The sequence below is a fragment of the Streptomyces sp. ISL-99 genome (assembly GCF_018614005.1).
GTDB lineage: Bacteria > Actinomycetota > Actinomycetes > Streptomycetales > Streptomycetaceae > Streptomyces > Streptomyces flavidovirens.
The window spans coordinates 1-19,380 of the sequence record NZ_JAGGPC010000099.1 but is presented as its reverse complement, the minus strand read 5'-3'; the positions used below and the strand labels follow the sequence as shown (position 1 = coordinate 19,380).

The following is a 19,380-nucleotide window of genomic DNA, read 5'->3' as shown; positions in this document are numbered from 1 at the left end:
TGGTGCGGGGCTTTTCTGCGTTTTCAGGCAATTCAAGGCCCTGCCGCCCGTCGGCAGGGCCTTTCTTTTGGGCCGTCTCTGGGCTGCTACAGGCGGCCTGCCGCTTTCAGTGCGAGGTAGGCGTCAGCCAGAGCCGGGGCCAGGTCGTCGGGGGTGGCGTCGACGACGGTGACATTGTGGCGGGTGAGTTTCTCCGCTGTGCGGCGGCGCTGTTCCTGGGCCTGGGTGCCTGCGGCGGCCTCGTAGACCGCGTCCACTGTGCCGAGGCCGGATGCCATCTGTTCGACGCGAGGGTCGGCCACGGAGGCCACCAGGACGGTGTGGCGCCTGGTGAGCTGCGGGAGTACCGGAAGGATGCCTTCTTCGACCGGGGCGGCGTCCAAGCCGGTCAGCAGCACGATCAGGGACCCCCGGGGAGCGTTGGCCAGGGCTGTGGCGCTGAGGCCCCGGGCGTCGGTTTCCACCAGCGCGGGCTCCAGTGGGGCCAGCGCGTTGACGAGAGCCGGCAGGACGTCTCCTCCGGTGCGGCCCTGGGCCTGGGCGCGAAGGCGGCGGTCGTAGGCCAGGAGGTCCACTCGGTCGCCGGCGCGCGAGGCGAGAGCCGCGAGGAGAAGCGCCGCGTCCATCGAGGCGTCCAGGCGTGGTACGTCGCCGACGCGGCCGGCGGAGGTGCGGCCGGTGTCGAGGACGATCAGGATGTGGCGGTCGCGTTCCGGGCGCCAGGTGCGTACGGCGACGGTGTTCTGCCGGGCGGTAGCGCGCCAGTCGATGGAGCGGGTGTCGTCGCCCGGAACGTAGTCGCGGAGGCTGTCGAATTCGGTGCCCTCGCCGCGCGTCAGGACGCTCGTGCGGCCGTCGAGTTCGCGGAGGCGGGCCAGCTTGGACGGGAGGTGCTTCCGGCTCGTGAAAGGGGGAAGGACGCGTACCGTCCAGGGGACTCGGTGGCTGCCCTGGCGGGCGGCGAGACCGAGCGGTCCGTACGAGCGGACAGTGATGCGTTCCGAGTGGCGATCGCCGCGGCGGGTGGGGCGCAGTGTGGTGGTGAGACGGCGGCGCTCCCCGGCGGGGACTGTCAGCTTGTGGCGTGACGCTGCCTGCTCCGTGCCTGTGGGCCAGCTGCTGGGCGGCCACGCGTCGCGGAGCTGGGCGCGCAGGGGGCGGCCCGTGGGGTTCGTGACGGTCAGCTCGATTTCGGCACCGTCACCCAATCGAACTGACGTGTCACCACTTCGGGTGAAACGAAGCTTTCGCACTGGCACGGCCAGGGCGTAGTCGCACAGAATTGCGAGTGTGAGGGGAGCGTTCATGGCGAGGACCCCGGACCAGTTCGGCGCGAGGATGCCGATGGGGATCGCGCCGAGGGCCGCGAGGAGTGCGCTTCGTCCGGTGAGGGCCACAGTCATCGCCTCAGCGGGGGACGGGGACGTGGGCGAGGATCGCGGTGATGACGGAGTCTGCGGTGACTCCTTCCATCTCGGCCTCGGGCCGGAGCTGGATGCGGTGGCGCAGGGTGGGGAGGGCCAGGGCCTTCACATCGTCGGGGATGACGTAGTCCCGGCCGGTGAGCCAGGCCCAGGCGCGGGCGGTGGAGAGCAGGGCTGTGGCGCCTCGGGGAGAGACGCCAAGAGTGAGCGAGGGGGATTCTCGGGTGGCACGGCAGATATCGACGACGTAACCGGTGATCTCCGCGGAGACCGCGGTCTTGGCCACGGCCGCGCGGGCCGCTTCCAGGTCGGCAGGGCCGGCGGCCGGGCGTAGGCCCGCTGCTTGCAGGTCGCGGGGGTTGAAGCCCTCCGCGTGGCGGGTCAGTACGCCGATCTCGTCCTCGCGAGACGGGAGCGGGACCGTGAGCTTGAGGAGAAAGCGGTCCAGTTGGGCCTCGGGGAGGGGGTAAGTGCCCTCGTACTCCACGGGGTTCTGGGTCGCCGCGACCAGGAAGGGGTCGGGCAGGGGGCGGGGCGTGCCGTCGACTGTGACCTGGCGCTCCTCCATGGCTTCCAGGAGGGATGCCTGGGTCTTGGGGGGCGTGCGGTTGATTTCGTCGGCGAGCAGCAGGTTGGTGAAGACCGGGCCGGGCTGGAAGGAGAACTCGGCGGTGCGGGCGTCGTAGACCAGGGAGCCCGTGACATCGCTGGGCATGAGGTCGGGGGTGAACTGGACGCGCTTGGTGTCCAGTTCGAGGGAGGCCGCGAGTGCGCGGACGAGCAGCGTCTTGGCTACTCCTGGGACTCCTTCGAGCAGAACATGGCCTCGGCAGAGCAGGGCCACGACCAGCCCGGTGACAGCGGGGTCCTGGCCGACCACGGCCTTGGCGATCTCGGTGCGCAGTGCTTCGAGGGAGGCTCGGGCGCGGTCTGGGGTCTCTGCGGGCTGGGCGCTCATGAAGCGCGTACCTCTCTTTCGAGGGCGTCGAGTTCGTCTGCCAGGCGGATGAGGCCGGCGTCGTCCGAGGGGGCGGTGCCGAAGAGGAGGGCCGGGAGATCCTGGCTGGTCGTCGGCAGATGGGATGAGACGGCTGGGATCAGTGCGTCGGAGGCGTGGGCCCGCGAGGCGGATACGCCGAGAAGGGGGGCCAGGCGGGTGCGGGTTGCCGAGCGGAGGGCCGCGGCCGCGCGGTCACGGGCGTCGGCCCTGCGGTAGAGACGGGCGCGGCCCTCGGTGGTCTCGGAGGCACGGACGGCTACGGGGAGCTGTTCGGTGACGAGGGGGCCGAGTCGCCGGGCGCGCCAGATGGCGGCGAGTACGGCGGCGAGGGCGAGTTGGAGCGTTGCCCAGAGCCAGCCGGGAGGGACCAGGTCGTAGAAGCTGCTTTCGCCGCCGTTGTTGGCGGAGGCGTCGCCGAGCGAGGGGAGGTACCAGACGAGATGAGGCCGGGAGCCGAGGAGTTGAAGGGCGAGCGAGGCGTTGCCCTGCTTGTCGAGGCGGTCGTTGTAGAGGATGTCCGGCGCGCCCAGCAGGACGGTGTCGCCGCCTGTCGTGTCCGGTACGCGCAGGAGGGTGGCGAGGCCGTCGCTGAGGTAGCAGGCGTCGGCGGCGGCGGCCTCGGAGGTGTAGCGGTGCCCGCCGGTGTCGGCGTCGCCGGCGCGGAGCGCGGCGGGCAGCGAGCACTGGGGGGATCGAGGCGACACGGGGGTGCGCTTCTCGACGCGTACGCCGGGGGCGAGGGTGCGGGCGGAAGGGGCGCGGGGGGCGAGGAGCACCGTACGGGACGCGGATTCGCTCATGGTGGTGCGGAGTTGGCGCTGCTGCCGGTCCGTCAGCAGGTCGGGGTCCGTCACCAGGAGAGTGGTGCCGGGGGTCACCGCCTCCGTGGCCTCGTCGAGAGTGGTGACCACCCTGGTGCTGACGCCGCGGTCCTTGAGCAGTTCGGCGACGGCGCGGCTGCCGTAGGGGTCCGCGGAGCGCGGGTCCAGTCGGCCGTGCTGGTCGCCGGTGCGTACGGCGGCGATGGCGATGCCGGCGACCAGGATGATGAGCAGCCCCAGGAGGAGGCCGCGGTTGCGCGTCCAGACCTGGCGGGCGGTGGGGGAGGCCGAGGTGGAGCGGGTGGGAGCTCCGGTCATTCGGCAGCTCCTTGGGCCGCGCCGCTGAGCAGTGGCTTTGTCCGTTCGACGTCGGAGTCGAGTTCGCTCAGGCGCTGGTATGCCTGCTCGTCGGCGGTGCGGCCGCCGTATGTGACGTCGTCGAACTCGCGGGCCGCGGCGCGCAGTCGGCCGGCGTGGCCGGGCAGGGACTGTCCGGCTTCCGCGGCCGCCTCGTCGGCGGTGCGGCCGGGGCGCGGGTCGAGGAGGGCACGTTCTTCCAATGAGCGTACGACGGCCCGCATCCGTTCCTGGACGGCCTGGTTCCAGCGGTGCGCGGCGGCGTGTGCCTCGGCGGCGGTCCGGTGCTCCGCCGCACTGCGCGGGCCTTCGTCGAACAGCGTCCCTTCGGAGGGAGGGGTGCGCTGCGGGGTGCCGAGCCGCAGCCACAGGCCGGCGGCGAGGAGCACGACGAATACGACGACGACCACGAGCCCCACCGCGCCTCCCGGTGTGGCTCCGGACGCCGCGCTGAACAGGTCGTTGACCCATTCCCAGAAGCGGTCTATGGCGCGCTCGAGGAAGCTCGGGTCGTTCTCGTGGTACATCGGCTTGGACAGTTCGCGCTCCGCGGCCTCGCGGGCCGGGACACGCGGAGTGTCCACCGGTACGTCGCCCACGTCGTCGCTTGCGCGGGCCCAGAGGCCCGCTGCTGTCCTGCCCCCCGCTGTGGACACCGCATCAGCTCCCGGGTGTGTTGTCGGTGGGCTGCTCGGGGCTGTAGCCGGGGATACCCGCGGCGCGGGCGAGTTCGAGGTCGAGAGCCTCACGGCGGATGCGCTGGTCCACGTAGAGCAGGACACTCACGCCGGCGGAGATCGGGTAGGTGATCGAGGAGGCGATCACGGCGCCGATGCCGGTGATGATGAGGAAGGGCCAGCCGAACTCCGGAGTCCTGCCGCTGAACAGTCCGTCCAGGCCGTCGTCCGCGGCGTAGGCGATGAGGCCGAACGGCACGGCGATGATCATTGCCACGATGAAGGTCAGCAGCGCCGTGAGCAGCACGATGCCGAAGATCCGCCACCATGCGCCGCTGACCAGCTTGGCCGAGCGGCTCAGGGACTTCATGATGCTCTGCCTCTCCAGCATCAGTGCGGGGGAGGCGAGGCTGAACCGGATCATCAGCCACACGACGACGACGAAGGCCGCGAGACCGAGGAGCAGCGAAAGGGCGGTGCCCACGCCGCCACCCAGCAGGAGGCCGGGCAGGATGCCGACCGTCATGATCGCGAAGGCCATGAGGGGGAGCAGCAGGGTCAGGCCGAGCAGCTGCGGCAGCCGGGGCTTGGCCTCGCGCCAGGCGTCGGCGAGCGTCACCGGGCGGCCGAGCACGGACCGGCTGATCACCATGGTGAGCAGCGCGGTGGTGAAGAGCGTGCCGATGAGCGTGATCGCGAACGTGGGGGCCGAGTTGATCAGGGTGCTCTGCATTACGTCGACGGACTGGCTGAGGGCCTCGGCCGGCGTGGCGTTCGGGTTGACCTCGGGCGGTGCGGGGAGCAGGTAGCGCTGGATCAGGATGTCGCAGATCTGTGTGATCACCGCGACGGTGACCGTGATGCCGAGAACGGTGCGCCAGTGCGCGCGCAGGGTCGACACCGCTCCGTCCAGGATCTCGCCGACGCCGAGCGGGCGCAGCGGGATCACTCCGGGCTTCGCGGCGGGGGGAGGGCCGCCCCAGCCGCCTCCCTGGGGCCTGCCGCCCCAGTTCGGCGCGGGCTGCTGCTGCGGCGGGCCGGGGGGCGTGTCCTGGCCGCTGGGCGCGGACCACTGGCCTGCCGGGGGCTGCTCCTTCGACCACTTCGACGCGGCATCGCTCTGGTCGGTGGGCTCGGCAGGCCGGGGCACGCCCGGCTTCTGGCCGTCGGAGGGGGCAGATCCGGGCGAGGCCCAGCCCGGAGACTCGTTCATTGTTGCTCCTTCACGGTGCCCGTCCGCGGTCGCGGCGGCAGGTTGGCAGCCATCGTGTCATGGGGCACCCGTCGGCGGACCGGGCCCCGTATCTCCTTCGCACCTTCAATTGTCGGTGCCTCAGCGGGCAGACTGGGCAGATGGCTGATCAGGACGCGCAATTCCCGGCGGGCGCCGAGCCGCCCGCTCTCCCTACGCTGCGCTGGGAGGAGCCGCCCGAGGGGCCCGTGCTGGTGCTGCTCGACCAGACCCGGCTCCCCGCGGAGGAGGTCGAGCTCGTCTGCACGGATGTGCCCGCGCTGGTGCAGGCCATCCAAGTGCTGGCCGTTCGTGGCGCACCATTGCTGGGCCTGGCCGGCGCCTACGGCGTGGCTCTGGCCGCCGCGCGCGGGTACGACGTGGAGGAGGCCGTGGCGCTGCTGGAGCGGGCGCGGCCCACCGCTGTGAACCTCGGCTCCGGTGTACGGCATGCGGCAGCGGCGTACCGGGAAGCCGTCGCGAAGGGCGCGGGCAGTGAGCAGGCGGCGGCGTCTGCGCTGGCGGCGGCGCGGGAGCTGCACCGGGCCGACGCCGAGGCCAGTGTGCGGATGGCGGCGCACGGGCTGGCTCTCCTGCAGGAACTGGTGCCGGGAGGCGGGCACCGCATCCTGACCCACTGCAACACCGGGGCGCTGGTCTCGGGCGGTGAGGGCACCGCGTTCGCGGTGGCGCTGGCCGCGCACCGGACGGGCAGGCTGCGGCGGCTGTGGGTCGACGAGACGCGCCCGCTGCTGCAGGGGGCCCGGCTCACGACGTACGAGGCCGCGCGGCACGGCATGGCGTACACACTGCTCACGGACAACGCCGCGGGTTCGCTCTTCGCCGCCGGTGAGGTGGACGCCGTACTCATCGGGGCGGACCGGATCGCGGCCGACGGTTCGGTGGCGAACAAGGTGGGGAGCTATCCGCTCGCGGTACTGGCCAAGTACCACCACGTGCCGTTCATCGTGGTCGCGCCCCTGAGCACCGTGGATCTCGCTACCCCGGACGGTGCGTCCATCGAGGTGGAGCAGCGGTCGGGTCAGGAGGTGACAGAGTTCACCGTGCCGTCGGTCCTGGTGGCTGGATCTGATGCCGGGATCGGGGCCGGGATGCCTGTGGCTCCGCTGGGGACACAGGCGTACAACCCGGCCTTCGACGTAACGCCGCCAGAACTGGTGACCGCGATCGTCACGGAGCAGGGTGCAATTTCCCCGGTCACGGGGGCCGCACTGGCGGATCTGTGTGCCAGGTCACGCCAGGTAACGATTAGCTAATGGGATGATGTCGTTTATGAAGGGACGCGTCCTTGTCGTCGACGACGACACCGCACTGGCCGAGATGCTCGGCATTGTGCTGCGTGGTGAAGGTTTTGAGCCGTCGTTCGTAGCGGATGGCGACAAGGCACTTGCTGCATTCAGGGAGGCCAAGCCTGACCTGGTGCTGCTGGATCTCATGCTGCCCGGACGGGACGGCATCGAAGTCTGCCGGCTGATCCGGGCCGAGTCCGGGGTGCCGATCGTCATGCTCACCGCCAAGAGCGACACCGTAGATGTGGTGGTGGGGCTGGAGTCCGGTGCTGACGACTACATCGTCAAGCCCTTCAAGCCCAAGGAGCTCGTCGCCCGTATCAGGGCGCGACTGAGGAGGTCGGAGGAGCCGGCGCCGGAACAGCTGGCGATCGGGGACCTGGTCATTGACGTGGCCGGCCATTCCGTGAAGCGGGAGGGGCAGTCCATCGCCCTGACCCCGCTCGAGTTCGACCTGCTGGTCGCGCTCGCCCGTAAGCCCTGGCAGGTGTTCACCCGCGAGGTGCTGCTGGAGCAGGTGTGGGGTTACCGCCATGCCGCGGACACCCGGCTGGTCAATGTCCATGTCCAGCGGTTGCGGTCCAAGGTCGAGAAGGACCCGGAGCGGCCGGAGATCGTTGTGACCGTCCGCGGGGTCGGCTACAAGGCCGGACCGAGCTGACATGACCCGAGGCAGCGCTGCTCCGATGCCCGGGGGGCCGGGAGTCCGTACGGAGCGGGCTGCCGGTCCTCGGCGAAGGACGTCCAGGGCCGGACGACTCCTGCGGCGCAGTCCCGCGCTGCGGCTCTTCGCGCGCTGGGTGCGCCGGCCGCTGCTGCCGTCGTTGCGGCTGTGGCGGCGGAACATCCAGCTGCGGGTGGTCGTCGGCTCGCTGCTGATGTCGCTCGGAGTGGTGCTGCTGCTCGGGTTCGTCGTGATGTGGCAGGTGCGCAACGGCCTGCTCGACGCGAAGCAGGAGGCCGCCCAGAGCCAGGCGGCCGGTGGATTCGACGTGGCGGAGGAGAAGGCCCGTACCGTCGCGGGAACGGGTGCCAGCGACAGCTCGGAGGCCAGGGCCGCCGCGCGGAACTCCACCAACTGGAGGACCGAGCTCGTGGAGCAGCTCGCCAGCGGTGGCCGGCAGGCCTTCCATGTCGTGGCACTGAGCGCCAATTCGGACGACGAGAGCTCCAGCAACCGCGGGCCGCGTGCGTCGGGTGGCGTGAACCAGAGCGCGAGCGTGCCGCAGGAGCTGCGGGACGCGATCGACCAGGGGACCGGCAAGGCGTACAAGGCCTTCGTCCGGATCACGTACACGGACGCGCAGGACCCCGAGCCTGGTCTCGTCATCGGCAAGCAGCTGAACGACAACAGTGGGCAGCCGTATCAGCTCTACTACCTCTTCCCGCTGACGCAGGAGGAGGAGTCGCTCAGCCTGGTGAAGACCACGCTCGCCACCGCGGGAGTGTTCGTCGTGGTGCTGTTCGGGGGCATCGCCTGGCTGGTCGTACGGCAGGTCGTCACGCCGGTGCGGATGGCCGCCGGGGTCGCCGAGCGGCTGTCCGCGGGCCGGCTCCAGGAGCGTATGAAGGTCACGGGCGAGGACGACATCGCGCGCCTCGGCGAGGCCTTCAACAAGATGGCGCAGAACTTGCAGGTCAAGATCCAGCAGCTGGAGGAGCTGTCCCGGCTCCAGCGGCGCTTCGTCTCGGACGTCTCGCACGAGCTGCGTACGCCGCTGACGACGGTGCGGATGGCCGCTGACGTCATTCATGAGGCGCGCGGCGACTTCGACCCGGTGACGGCGCGGTCCGCCGAGCTGCTCGCCGGGCAGCTGGACCGCTTCGAGTCGCTGCTCGCCGACCTGCTGGAGATCAGCCGGTTCGACGCGGGCGCCGCGGCTCTGGAGGCGGAGCCGATAGACCTGCGTGAGGTCGTACGCCGGGTCATCGAGGGCGCCGAGCCGCTGGCCGAGCGCAAGGGCACCCGGATACGGGTGACCGGCGACGAGCAGCCGGTCGTCGCCGAGGCCGATGCCCGGCGGGTGGAGCGCGTACTGCGCAATCTCGTGGTCAACGCCGTCGAGCACGGTGAGGGCCGGGACGTCGTGGTCCGGCTGGGAGCCGCGGGCGGCGCTGTCGCCGTGGCGGTGCGTGACTACGGCGTGGGGCTCAAGCCGGGCGAGGCGACCCGGGTGTTCAACCGCTTCTGGCGGGCCGACCCGGCGCGTGCGCGTACCACCGGCGGTACGGGCCTCGGCCTGTCCATCGCCGTGGAGGACGCGCGCCTGCACGGCGGCTGGCTGCAGGCGTGGGGAGAGCCGGGCGGCGGATCGCAGTTCCGGCTGACGCTGCCGCGTACGGCGGACGAGTCGCTGCGCGGATCCCCGATCCCGCTGGAGCCCGAGGACTCGCGGCGTGCGCGCGAGCGCGCGGAGGCAGACAGCAGGATCACGGGGGACAAGCGGGGCGCCGGCGCCAACCGGCTCGCGACGGTGCCCGCACAGCCGCGCGCCGAGCGGTCGCCGCTGCCCGCGGTGCCCCGTGCGGCGCCCGCGGCGGATCCGACTGCGCTGCCGGGCAGCGGAGCCCGGGTGGTGGCGCGTCCGGCGGGTGACGGTGACAGTTCATCGCAGGCGGAGCGGAAGGACATCACCCGTGGGCACTGAGCGATGGAGCGGCGGCCGGTGGCGGGCGCCGCGGACGGCGGTGCTGCTCGGGTGCGCAGGTCTGCTGCTGGCGGGCTGCGCCTCCATGCCGGACAGCGGTGACGTGGAGGCCGTGGAGGCGTCCCCGCGCGGTGACTCCCAGGTGCGGGTGTACGGGATGGCGCCGAGGAAGGGTGCGCAGCCCAACGAGATCGTCGAGGGTTTCCTGGAGGCGATGACGGGGGACGACCCCCAGTTCGCCACGGCCCGCAAGTACCTGACGAAGAAGGCTTCCAAGAACTGGAACCCCACCCAGGTCACGGTGCTGGACAACGGCCCGGTGCCCCAGGACCAGCGGGCCAATGACCGCGAGGGCGGGGCGTATACGTACGCGCTGACCGGCACGAAGATCGCCGAGGTGAACGAGCAGCGCGCGTACCAGCCGGTCAACAGCTCGTATCACGAGACGCTCCATCTCAGTAGGCAGAACGGCCCGGACGGCAAGGAGTGGCGCATCGACGGCCTGCCGCAGGGCCTGGTGCTCGGCGAGTCGGACTTCGAGCGCATCTATCACTCCGTCAACAAGTACTACTTCGCTTCCGGTACGTCGTCGGAGCGGACCGGCGCGGCCCACCCGTGGCTGGTCGCCGACCCGGTGTACGTGCGCAAGCGCATGGACCCGCAGACCCAGATGGACCAGGTGACGCAGACGGTCGAGGCGCTGCTGAGCGGTCCGACCAACTGGCTGAAGCCGGTGGTCGGTTCGAGCTTCCCCACGGGTACGGCGCTGAAGCTGGAGGAGGGCGCCAAGTCACTGGCGTTCGACGACCGCAACGCTCTCAAGGTGCCGCTCAACGAGAAGGCGTCCAACGTCGGGCAGAAGCGGTGCCGGGAGATGGCCGCCCAACTGCTCTTCACCCTGCGCGACCTGACGTCGTACCGGGTCGGGCAGGTGGAGCTGCAGCGGTCGGACGGCTCGACGCTGTGCGTACTCGGAGGGGATCAGGCGGAGGACTTCGCTCCGGAACGCGCTTCGGGGAGCCCGGACTACCAGTACTTCCTCGACACGAAGCAGCGTCTCGTACGGATGGTGGGAAGCACCGAGAACACCGGCGCCGACGAGGAGGCCGAACCGGTGCCGGGGCCGCTCGGCAGCGGCGAGCGGCGCCTGAGCTCGGTCGCGGTGGCGCGCAACGAACGGCACGCGGCGGGGGTCTCGCACGACGCGCGCTCGCTGTATGTGGCGTCCGTCGTCTCCGGCAGTGAGCCGCGGGAGCCGGTGCTGACCAGCAGCGGCAAGCAGGAGAAGGACCGGCTCTCGGCGCCGAGCTGGGACGGCCGGGGCGACCTGTGGGTGGCGGACCGCGACCCGCGTCAGCCGCGGCTGCTGCGCCTGGCGGGCGGCGAGGGCGAGCCGGACGAGGTCACGGGCGTCGACGGCCTCGACGGGGCTCGTATCGAGGCTCTGAAGGTGTCGGCGGACGGCGTACGGATCGCGCTGCTGGTGTCGCAGGACGGCCGGACGACCTTGAAGCTCGGCCGGATCGAGCGGCGCGGGCCCGAGGACAAGCCGGAGGTGTCCGTCACCGACCTGCGGCCCATCGCGCCGCAGATGGAAGAAGTGACGGCCGTGTCCTGGGCCGGGCGCAGCCGCCTGGTGGTGGTCGGCCGCGAGTCCGGCGGGGTGCAGCAGCTGCGGTATCTGCAGACGGACGGTTCGACGTCGGACGCCCAGTCGGTGCCGGGTGCGAACAGGGTGACGGCGGTCGCTTCGGCGGACGACAACCGGCTGCCGCTGCTGGCGCACTCGCTGGAGGACGGCATTGTGCGGCTGCCACCCGGCGCGAACTGGAAGACCGTGGTCAGCGAGGGCTCGTCCCCGGTCTATCCGGGATAGCTCCCTCGGCTCCGCTCCTTGCCGCCTCCGCGATTCACCGCCTCCGCGATCGGGTTTTCCACAGGGGTGGTTGCCGGGCGCCCGGCTGGGCACAGTGGAAGCCATGCACGGATGGTGGCGGGAGGTCGCCGGTCTGGTGCTGCCGGTCGCGTGCGGCGGCTGCGGCAGGCCGCGCACGGCGCTGTGCGCCCAGTGCGGGCAGGCGTTGTACGGCGCTGCGGCGCGCCGGGTGCACCCGTGGCCGGAGCCGCCGGGGCTGCCGGTGGTCCATGCCGCCGCTCCGTACGAGGACGCGGTACGGGCGGTGCTGCTCGGCCACAAGGAGCGGGGCGCATTGGGGCTCGCGGGGGCGCTTGGGGGCGCACTGGCGGGCGCAGTGCGGGCCGCGGTGACCGGTATGCCGACTGGGGCGGCGGGGCCGCTGCTGCTCGTACCCGTGCCGTCCGCCCGCAGCTCGGTCAGAGCGCGCGGGCACGATCCTGCGCGCCGGATCGCGCTGGCGGCCGCGGGGCAGTTGCGGCGCGCCGGGGTGCCGGCCCGCGTGCTGGCCGTGCTCAGGCAGCGGAGGGCCGTGAGCGACCAGGCGGGCCTGAGCGCCCGCGAGCGGGCGGCGAACCTGGCGGGTGCCCTGGAGGTCGTCGCCGGGGGCGGGCGGCTCCTGGAGGGCGGCCGGGCCGTGCTGGTGGACGATCTCATGACAACGGGGGCCTCGCTCGCGGAGGCAGCCCGTGCACTGAGTGCCACCCAGGAACGGCTGAATTCCGCATCCGGACGGTTGAACGCGGCGGTGGTCGCGGCGCCGTCGCTCTCGTTCGTAATAAACCGGAACTGACGGGGAACTCGGATCGTTGCAGGTGAAGAGAGGGGAAAAGCACTTGAATGGAGGTACGCGCCGGTAGCGGGTGCCGACAAGCGTCCGAGCGAGCTATGTTCGGTTGTGAGGAAAAGCAGACCCTGCGCCTCACCTGTCCGGACGGCTACGCTTCGGGATTCTCTTCAGCCCGAAGTCGATGGGGTGGGGATCTTGTCGACTGGGGAGGAGGAGGTGAAAGTCACCAAGTCCGAGGTTCCGGAGTTCACCGGAACCTGGTGCGAAAGGGAGACGCTCCGCCGTTGAGCGGGGCTATCCGGGAACGGAGTTCTGCGTGGACATCGTCGTCAAGGGCCGCAAGACCGAGGTGCCCGAGAGGTTCCGCAAGCACGTGGCCGAGAAGCTGAACCTGGAGAAGATCCAGAAGCTCGACGGCAAGGTGATCAGCCTGGACGTCGAGGTGTCCAAGGAGCCCAACCCGCGGCAGGCCGACCGTTCCGACCGTGTGGAGATCACGCTTCGCTCGCGTGGCCCGGTCATCCGGGCCGAGGCGTCTGCCGCCGATCCGTATGCGGCGCTGGACCTCGCAACGGGCAAGCTCGAGGCGCGGATGCGCAAGCAGCACGACAAGCGCCACACGCGTCGCGGCAACGGCCGGATTTCGGCCGCCGAGGTCGGTGCGACGGTGCCGGGCGCCGCAGCCATCAACGGCAATGGGGTGCTCGTCGCCGAGGAGGCGCCGCCAACCATCCCCACCACCAGGATCGGACCGCTCGAAGTACAGGGCGAAGGACCGTTGGTGGTCCGCGAGAAGACGCACGTCGCGGCGCCGATGTCGCTCGACCAGGCGCTCTACGAGATGGAGCTCGTCGGGCACGACTTCTACCTCTACGTCGACTCCGAGACGAAGGAGCCGAGTGTCGTCTACCGACGGCACGCCTACGACTACGGTGTCATCCGCCTGACGACCGACCCCCTGGCCGAAACCGAGGCGGGCGGCGCCGGCGGTGCACTCGGCGGGTGATCCGCAGGGCACGCTGAACCAACGAGGGCAGCGCGCCGTACCCATCTGTGGTGGTGGCCCCTGGAGAGCGCCCGTGCGCCCCCCAGGGGCACCATCGTTCGACCGCAGGATCACCGCTCCGTCGTCCGGGCATGAAATCATGGCGTTGCAAGCCAATCGGTGCTCTGCACACTGTGGTTGGGGCAGCTCATGAATTTCGGGCCACGGCCTTCAGGGGGAGGAACGATGGCGGACAGCTTCGGTCCGGTGCACGACGGGTCCGACATGGAGGACGCCGACGGTGCCGGCGGTCCCGGTGCGGACACCGGGGGGTCGCGCAAGGAACCCATCAGGGTGCTGGTCGTGGACGATCACGCCCTGTTCCGCCGGGGGCTGGAGATCGTCCTCGCGCAGGAGGAGGACATCCAGGTCGTCGGCGAGGCCGCGGACGGGGCGGAGGCCGTGGACAAGGCCGCCGATCTGCTGCCGGACATCGTGCTGATGGACGTACGGATGCCCAAGCGCGGTGGCATCGAGGCATGCACCTCGATCAAGGAGGTGGCCCCCAGCGCGAAGATCATCATGCTGACGATCAGCGACGAGGAGGCGGACCTCTACGACGCGATCAAGGCGGGTGCGACGGGGTATCTCCTCAAGGAGATCTCCACGGACGAGGTGGCCACCGCGATCCGTGCGGTGGCCGACGGCCAGTCCCAGATCAGCCCGTCGATGGCGTCCAAGCTCCTCACCGAGTTCAAGTCGATGATCCAGCGCACCGACGAGCGCCGGCTCGTCCCCGCGCCGCGGCTGACCGAGCGGGAGCTCGAGGTCCTCAAGCTGGTCGCGACCGGCATGAACAACCGCGACATCGCCAAGGAGTTGTTCATCTCCGAGAACACGGTGAAGAACCACGTCCGGAACATCCTGGAGAAGCTGCAGCTGCACTCCAGGATGGAGGCGGTCGTTTACGCGATGCGCGAGAAGATTCTGGAGATCAGGTAGCCGGTGCGTCGCGGGTGGGGCGGCTGGGGGTCTGGGGGTTATCCCCCAGGGGGAGCAGCCGCGATGCGCGAGAAGATTCTGGAGATCAGGTGAGGCGGCCTGCGGGTCAGGTCAGGCTGGTCAGTTCGGCGGTCAGCGGCTCGCGCAGCTCCGGAGCGTCCACACGCTCCAGTCGTACGTTCGTGCAGCCGACCCACTCCGCAGCCTGAACCAGGGCCTCGGCCATCGGCCGGACCGCCTTGCGGCTCACCAGCGAGACCTGCCGGGCCACCAGCGTCTTCCCCTCGCGCGCCGGGTCGACCCGGCCCAGCAGCCGGCCGCCGGTGAGCAGCGGCATGGCGAAGTACCCGTGTATCCGCTGGGGCTTGGGTACGTAGGCCTCCAGGCGGTGGGTGAAGCCGAAGATCCGCTCGGTGCGCGGGCGGTCCCAGATGAGGGAGTCGAAGGGCGACAGCAGCGTCGTGCGGTGGCGCCCGCGCGGGGTGCTCGCCAGTGCCTCGGGGGCCGCCCAGGCGGGCTTGGCCCAGCCCTCGACCTCGACCGGGACCAGACCCGACTCGGCGATCACGGCGTCGACCTGCTCGCCCTTGAGGCGGTGGTAGTCGGCGATGTCGGCCCGCGTGCCGACGCCGAGGGACTGTCCGGACAGCCGCACGAGGCGGCGAAGGCACTCGGTGTCATCCAGGTCGTCGTGGTAGACGGCGTCCGGGACGGCGCGCTCGGCCAGGTCGTAGACCCGCTTCCAGCCGCGCCGCTCGGTGCACACCACCTCGCCGTACATCAGCGCGCGCTCGACGGCGACCTTCGACTCCGACCAGTCCCACCACTCGCCCTTGTTCTTCGCGCCGCCCAAATCCGTGGCCGTCAGCGGGCCTTCGGCGCGCAGCTGCTTGATCACCGTGTCGTACGCGCCGTCCGGCAGGTCGTGGGACCAGTGCGGGCGGTCGCGGTAGGCGCGGCGGCGGAAGGCGAAGTGCGGCCATTCCTCCATGGGCAGGATGCAGGCGGCGTGCGACCAGTACTCGAAGGCGTGAGCGCCGGTCCAGTAGGCGCTGTCGACGGTCGTGCGGCCTACGGCGCCGAGGCGGGCGTACGGAATCAGCTCGTGCGAGCGGGCCAGCACGGAGATCGTGTCGAGCTGCACCGCGCCCAGGTGGCGCAGCACGCCGCGCACGCCGGCCCGCCGGTCCGGCGCGCCCAGGAAACCCTGGGCGCGCAGGGCGATCCTGCGGGCTTCGTCGGCGGACAGGGAAACGGCGGGCGGCGGCAGGCTGGTCATGGCCGCAGCCTAAGCGCCGCCACTGACAACGCGCCCTGGCCCGGGGGGATGCAGGCCTGGGGGACAGGCCCGGGGGAGTCAGGCTTCAGGGCTGCGTGGGCAGGTACGGGCTGGCCGACGGCAGTCCGAGGTCGGACGGGAGCAGCGCGCCGGCCCAGCCGTCGCGGCGTACCTCCTTGTTCGTGATGCCGGCGCGCTGGATGCCTTCGATGACGAAGCCGATCTTCTCGGCCACCGCGCGCGACGCCTCGTTTCCGATCTCGGCGCGCCACTCCAGGCGTTCCACGCCCGCCGTGGTGAAGGCCCAGTGGGCGACGGCCCGCACCGCTTCCGTGACGTAGCCGCGGCCGCGGTGCTCCTTCGCCGTCCAGTACCCGATCTCCGCGGCGCCCTCGCCGCGCGTGATCGTCGACACCGCCGCCGCCAGTTCGCCGCTGTCCCGGGTGAGGACCGCGAAGGCATACACCGTGTCGTAGTGCCAGCCGTCCGGGACGATCCTGCCGATGAAGCCCTCCGCGTGCTCGCGTTCGTACGGCGAGGGGATCGACGTCCAGCGCTGGATGTCGGGGTCCTGACAGGCCTGGTAGACGGCTTCGGTGTCGGCGGGCTCGAAGGGGCGCAGCAGCAGACGCTCGGTGGTGAGGATGGTGGGCTCCATCGGCTGATTCTCGGTTCGGGCGGGCGGCCTGCGCCAGCCCGGCGGCCGGGGTGGCGCGAGACCTTTTCGGGATGGCCCGGCACCTTCCGGGCTCCCTGTCCGTTCTCTTTGCGGGTAACAGTGGGCCTTCCTGCGGGCGGACCTCCCGGCGTGGCGGGGTCCTCGCTTACGATGGCCGATGCGGTGGGGACCACCTGCCGTGCCCGCGCCAGCGTCCATACATGACTCAGTGCACAGGCCCGACCGGCAAGGAGACCAGCCTCAGTGTCCGTCTTCAACAAGCTCATGCGTGCAGGCGAAGGCAAGATCCTGCGCAAACTGCACCGCATCGCGGACCAGGTCAACTCCATCGAAGAGGACTTCGTCAACCTCTCCGACGCCGAGTTGCGGGCGCTCACCGATGAGTACAAGGAGCGGTACGCCGACGGCGAGAGCCTGGACGACCTGCTTCCCGAGGCCTTCGCGACCGTTCGCGAGGCAGCCAAGCGTGTTCTCGGTCAGCGTCATTACGACGTCCAGATGATGGGGGGCGCCGCCCTGCATCTCGGACATGTCGCCGAGATGAAGACCGGTGAGGGCAAGACCCTCGTCGGTACGCTGCCCGCGTATCTGAACGCGCTGTCCGGCAAGGGCGTCCACCTGATCACGGTGAACGACTACCTGGCCGAGCGGGACTCCGAGATGATGGGCCGGGTGCACAAATTCCTCGGCCTCGAGGTCGGCTGCATTCTCGCCAATATGTCGCCCGCGCAGCGTCGTGAGATGTACGCCTGCGACATCACGTACGGCACGAACAACGAATTCGGCTTCGACTATCTGCGCGACAACATGGCGTGGTCCCAGGAGGAGCTCGTCCAGCGCGGTCACAACTTCGCGATCGTCGACGAGGTCGACTCGATCCTGGTCGACGAGGCCCGTACGCCGCTGATCATCTCGGGCCCGGCCGACCAGGCCACCAAGTGGTACGGCGACTTCGCCAAGCTGGTCGTCCGCCTGAAGAAGGGCGAGCCGGGCAACCCGCTCAAGGGCATCGAGGAGACCGGCGACTACGAGGTCGACGAGAAGAAGCGCACCGTCGCCATCCACGAGTCCGGTGTCGCCAAGGTCGAGGACTGGCTGGGCATCGACAACCTCTACGAGTCGGTCAACACGCCGCTCGTGGGGTACCTGAACAACGCCATCAAGGCCAAGGAACTTTTCAAGAAGGACAAGGACTACGTCGTCATCGACGGCGAAGTCATGATCGTCGACGAGCACACCGGCCGTATCCTCGCCGGCCGCCGCTACAACGAGGGCATGCACCAGGCGATCGAGGCGAAGGAAGGGGTGGACATCAAGGACGAGAACCAGACCCTCGCCACGATCACCCTGCAGAACTTCTTCCGCCTCTACGACAAGCTCTCCGGCATGACCGGTACGGCCATGACCGAGGCCGCCGAGTTCCACCAGATCTACAAGCTGGGCGTCGTGCCGATCCCGACGAACCGGCCGATGGTCCGCGCCGACCAGTCCGACCTGATCTACCGCACCGAGGTCGCGAAGTTCGCCGCCGTCGTCGACGACATCGTGGAGAAGCACGAGAAGGGCCAGCCGATCCTGGTCGGCACGACGTCTGTGGAGAAGTCGGAGTACCTCTCGCAGCAGCTCTCCAAGCGCGGCGTGCAGCACGAGGTCCTGAACGCCAAGCAGCACGACCGTGAGGCGTCGATCGTCGCCCAGGCCGGCCGCAAGGGCGCCGTGACGGTCGCCACGAACATGGCGGGACGTGGTACGGACATCAAGCTCGGCGGCAACCCGGACGACCTCGCCGAGGCGGAGCTGCGCCAGCGCGGCCTCGACCCGGAGGAGCACATCGAGGAGTGGGCCGCGGCGCTGCCGGCCGCCCTCGAAAGGGCCGAGCAGGCCGTCAAGGCGGAGTTCGAAGAGGTCAAGGCGCTCGGCGGACTGTACGTACTGGGTACGGAGCGGCACGAGTCGCGGCGTATCGACAACCAGCTGCGCGGCCGCTCCGGCCGTCAGGGCGACCCGGGTGAGTCCCGCTTCTACCTGTCGCTGGGCGACGACCTGATGCGTCTGTTCAAGGCCGCGATGGTCGAGCGCGTGATGTCGATGGCGAACGTGCCCGACGACGTACCGATCGAGAACAAGATGGTGACGCGGGCGATCGCGTCCGCGCAGTCGCAGGTCGAGCAGCAGAACTTCGAGTCGCGCAAGAACGTCCTGAAGTACGACGAGGTGCTCAACCGGCAGCGCCAGGTCATCTACGGCGAGCGCCGTCGTGTCCTGGAGGGTGAGGACCTGCAGGAGCAGATCCGTCACTTCATGGACGACACCATCGACGCGTACATCCAGGCGGAGACCGTCGAGGGATTCGCCGAGGAGTGGGACCTCGACCGGCTGTGGGGCGCGTTCAAGCAGCTCTACCCGGTGAAGGTCACGGTGGAGGAGCTGGAGGAGGCGGCGGGCGACCGCGCGGGCATCACCGCCGAGTTCATCGCCGAGTCCATCAAGGACGACATCTACGAGCAGTACGCCCAGCGCGAGGCGCAGCTCGGCTCCGAGATCATGCGTGAGCTGGAGCGGCGTGTGGTGCTGTCCGTACTGGACCGCAAGTGGCGCGAGCACCTCTACGAGATGGACTATCTCCAGGAGGGCATCGGCCTGCGTGCGATGGCCCAGAAGGACCCGCTGGTCGAGTACCAGCGCGAGGGCTTCGACATGTTCAACGCCATGATGGACGGCATCAAGGAAGAGTCCGTCGGCTACCTGTTCAACCTGGAGGTCCAGGTCGAGCAGCAGGTCGAGGAGGTTCCGGTGCAGGTTGCCGTGCCGGATCAGGCGGCGGGCGAGAAGCCGTCGCTCCGGAAGGAAGACGCGGTGCCGGCGGGTGCGGGCGCGGGCCGTCCGGAGATCCGGGCGAAGGGGCTCGACGCTCCGCAGCGGCCCGACCGGTTGCACTTCTCCGCTCCGACGGTGGACGGCGAGGGCGGTGTCGTCGAGGGCGACTTCGACAACGGTGACGGGCCTGCCCGGTCCCAGTCGGACGGCATGACGCGTGCCGAACGGCGCAAGGCGCAGAAGGGCGGCAGCCGCCGCCGGAAGAAGTAGGCACCCTGGTACGTGTGCGCGTACCGCTGTTTCCCGGCCGGGGCCGGACACCGATGTGGGACGCTGTTGGTTAATCCTGGGCCCTGATGCTTCGCCCCGTCGTTATGCGGCGGGGCGGAGCGCTGTCAGGGGGCTGGTCCGGGTGCGGGCGTGGGGTTGGTCGGTGAGCCAGGCG

At 70.3% G+C, this 19,380-nt stretch carries 15 protein-coding genes; 8 read left to right on the top strand and 7 right to left on the bottom strand.

The features are described from left to right. Positions 1-86 precede the first annotated feature (86 nt). From J7E91_RS35470 to J7E91_RS35450, 5 genes are read right to left on the bottom strand one after another with little or no spacing between them, the layout of a single operon-like run. Positions 87-1,397, bottom strand: a complete 1,311-nt coding sequence (locus J7E91_RS35470) for a DUF58 domain-containing protein (RefSeq protein ID WP_214911570.1) — start codon at positions 1,395-1,397, stop codon at positions 87-89. Between the two features lie 10 nt (positions 1,398-1,407). Continuing rightward, a complete protein-coding gene (locus J7E91_RS35465) occupies positions 1,408-2,382 on the bottom strand; it encodes a MoxR family ATPase (protein ID WP_214911564.1) in 975 nt (324 codons plus the stop codon). Continuing rightward, the gene (locus tag J7E91_RS35460; protein WP_214911561.1) at positions 2,379-3,563 is read right to left on the bottom strand and encodes a DUF4350 domain-containing protein; all 1,185 of its coding nucleotides are present in this window, start codon (positions 3,561-3,563) and stop codon (positions 2,379-2,381) included. Before J7E91_RS35460 ends, J7E91_RS35465 begins: the two co-directional genes overlap by 4 nt. Further along, the gene (locus tag J7E91_RS35455) at positions 3,560-4,258 is read right to left on the bottom strand and encodes a DUF4129 domain-containing protein (RefSeq protein WP_374224831.1); all 699 of its coding nucleotides are present in this window, start codon (positions 4,256-4,258) and stop codon (positions 3,560-3,562) included. The genes J7E91_RS35460 and J7E91_RS35455 overlap by 4 nt, the downstream gene beginning before the upstream one ends. 4 nt (positions 4,259-4,262) lie before the next feature. Next, entirely contained in the window at positions 4,263-5,492 is a 1,230-nt protein-coding gene (locus J7E91_RS35450; protein WP_214911559.1) for a glycerophosphoryl diester phosphodiesterase membrane domain-containing protein, read from the bottom strand. A 140-nt stretch (positions 5,493-5,632) separates the two neighbouring features. Between J7E91_RS35450 and mtnA the strand changes: the two genes are divergently transcribed. From mtnA to J7E91_RS35415, 7 genes are all read left to right on the top strand, one after another. Continuing rightward, positions 5,633-6,787 (top strand): S-methyl-5-thioribose-1-phosphate isomerase, encoded by a 1,155-nt coding sequence (mtnA, locus tag J7E91_RS35445; RefSeq protein ID WP_214911557.1) that lies wholly within the window; start codon positions 5,633-5,635, stop codon positions 6,785-6,787. A gap of 4 nt (positions 6,788-6,791) precedes the next feature. After that, positions 6,792-7,481 (top strand): two-component system response regulator MtrA, encoded by a 690-nt coding sequence (gene mtrA / locus J7E91_RS35440; protein ID WP_187281934.1) that lies wholly within the window; start codon positions 6,792-6,794, stop codon positions 7,479-7,481. Between the two features lies 1 nt (position 7,482). Further along, positions 7,483-9,468 carry an MtrAB system histidine kinase MtrB gene (gene mtrB, locus J7E91_RS35435; RefSeq protein ID WP_214911556.1) on the top strand — a complete coding sequence of 662 codons (1,986 nt, stop codon included), beginning with the start codon at positions 7,483-7,485 and terminating at the stop codon, positions 9,466-9,468. Beyond that, the gene (locus J7E91_RS35430) at positions 9,458-11,344 is read left to right on the top strand and encodes an LpqB family beta-propeller domain-containing protein (protein ID WP_308377574.1); all 1,887 of its coding nucleotides are present in this window, start codon (positions 9,458-9,460) and stop codon (positions 11,342-11,344) included. The genes mtrB and J7E91_RS35430 overlap by 11 nt, the downstream gene beginning before the upstream one ends. A gap of 103 nt (positions 11,345-11,447) precedes the next feature. After that, positions 11,448-12,176 (top strand): ComF family protein, encoded by a 729-nt coding sequence (locus J7E91_RS35425; protein ID WP_214911554.1) that lies wholly within the window; start codon positions 11,448-11,450, stop codon positions 12,174-12,176. Between the two features lie 313 nt (positions 12,177-12,489). Next, the gene (hpf, locus tag J7E91_RS35420) at positions 12,490-13,179 is read left to right on the top strand and encodes a ribosome hibernation-promoting factor, HPF/YfiA family (RefSeq protein ID WP_214911552.1); all 690 of its coding nucleotides are present in this window, start codon (positions 12,490-12,492) and stop codon (positions 13,177-13,179) included. Positions 13,180-13,404: 225 nt separating this feature from the next. Further along, entirely contained in the window at positions 13,405-14,160 is a 756-nt protein-coding gene (locus J7E91_RS35415) for a response regulator transcription factor (RefSeq protein WP_214911550.1), read from the top strand. 106 nt (positions 14,161-14,266) lie between these two features. On the opposite strand, the gene J7E91_RS35410 is transcribed toward J7E91_RS35415, so the two are convergent. Both J7E91_RS35410 and J7E91_RS35405 read right to left on the bottom strand, forming a co-directional pair. Then, on the bottom strand, positions 14,267-15,439 hold the full coding sequence (locus J7E91_RS35410; protein ID WP_214911548.1) for a winged helix-turn-helix domain-containing protein: 1,173 nt from the start codon (positions 15,437-15,439) through the stop codon (positions 14,267-14,269). 85 nt (positions 15,440-15,524) lie between these two features. Next, positions 15,525-16,097 (bottom strand): GNAT family N-acetyltransferase, encoded by a 573-nt coding sequence (locus J7E91_RS35405; protein ID WP_214911546.1) that lies wholly within the window; start codon positions 16,095-16,097, stop codon positions 15,525-15,527. Positions 16,098-16,361: 264 nt separating this feature from the next. Here J7E91_RS35405 and secA point away from each other — a divergent pair, with 264 nt between their 5' ends. Beyond that, complete coding sequence (gene secA / locus J7E91_RS35400; RefSeq protein WP_214911544.1) at positions 16,362-19,205, top strand: preprotein translocase subunit SecA; 2,844 nt, start codon at positions 16,362-16,364, stop codon at positions 19,203-19,205. The last annotated feature ends 175 nt before the right edge of the window (positions 19,206-19,380 follow it).

Coding starts and splice junctions, on each gene's coding strand:
- J7E91_RS35460 (WP_214911561.1), bottom strand. CDS start 3,563: ATGACCGGAGCTCCCACCCGCTCCACCTCGGCCTCCCCCACCGCCCGC.
- mtrA (WP_187281934.1), top strand. CDS start 6,792: ATGATGTCGTTTATGAAGGGACGCGTCCTTGTCGTCGACGACGACACC.
- J7E91_RS35450 (WP_214911559.1), bottom strand. CDS start 5,492: ATGAACGAGTCTCCGGGCTGGGCCTCGCCCGGATCTGCCCCCTCCGAC.
- J7E91_RS35405 (WP_214911546.1), bottom strand. CDS start 16,097: ATGGAGCCCACCATCCTCACCACCGAGCGTCTGCTGCTGCGCCCCTTC.
- mtrB (WP_214911556.1), top strand. CDS start 7,483: ATGACCCGAGGCAGCGCTGCTCCGATGCCCGGGGGGCCGGGAGTCCGT.
- mtnA (WP_214911557.1), top strand. CDS start 5,633: ATGGCTGATCAGGACGCGCAATTCCCGGCGGGCGCCGAGCCGCCCGCT.
- J7E91_RS35410 (WP_214911548.1), bottom strand. CDS start 15,439: ATGACCAGCCTGCCGCCGCCCGCCGTTTCCCTGTCCGCCGACGAAGCC.
- J7E91_RS35465 (WP_214911564.1), bottom strand. CDS start 2,382: ATGAGCGCCCAGCCCGCAGAGACCCCAGACCGCGCCCGAGCCTCCCTC.
- J7E91_RS35425 (WP_214911554.1), top strand. CDS start 11,448: ATGCACGGATGGTGGCGGGAGGTCGCCGGTCTGGTGCTGCCGGTCGCG.
- J7E91_RS35415 (WP_214911550.1), top strand. CDS start 13,405: ATGGCGGACAGCTTCGGTCCGGTGCACGACGGGTCCGACATGGAGGAC.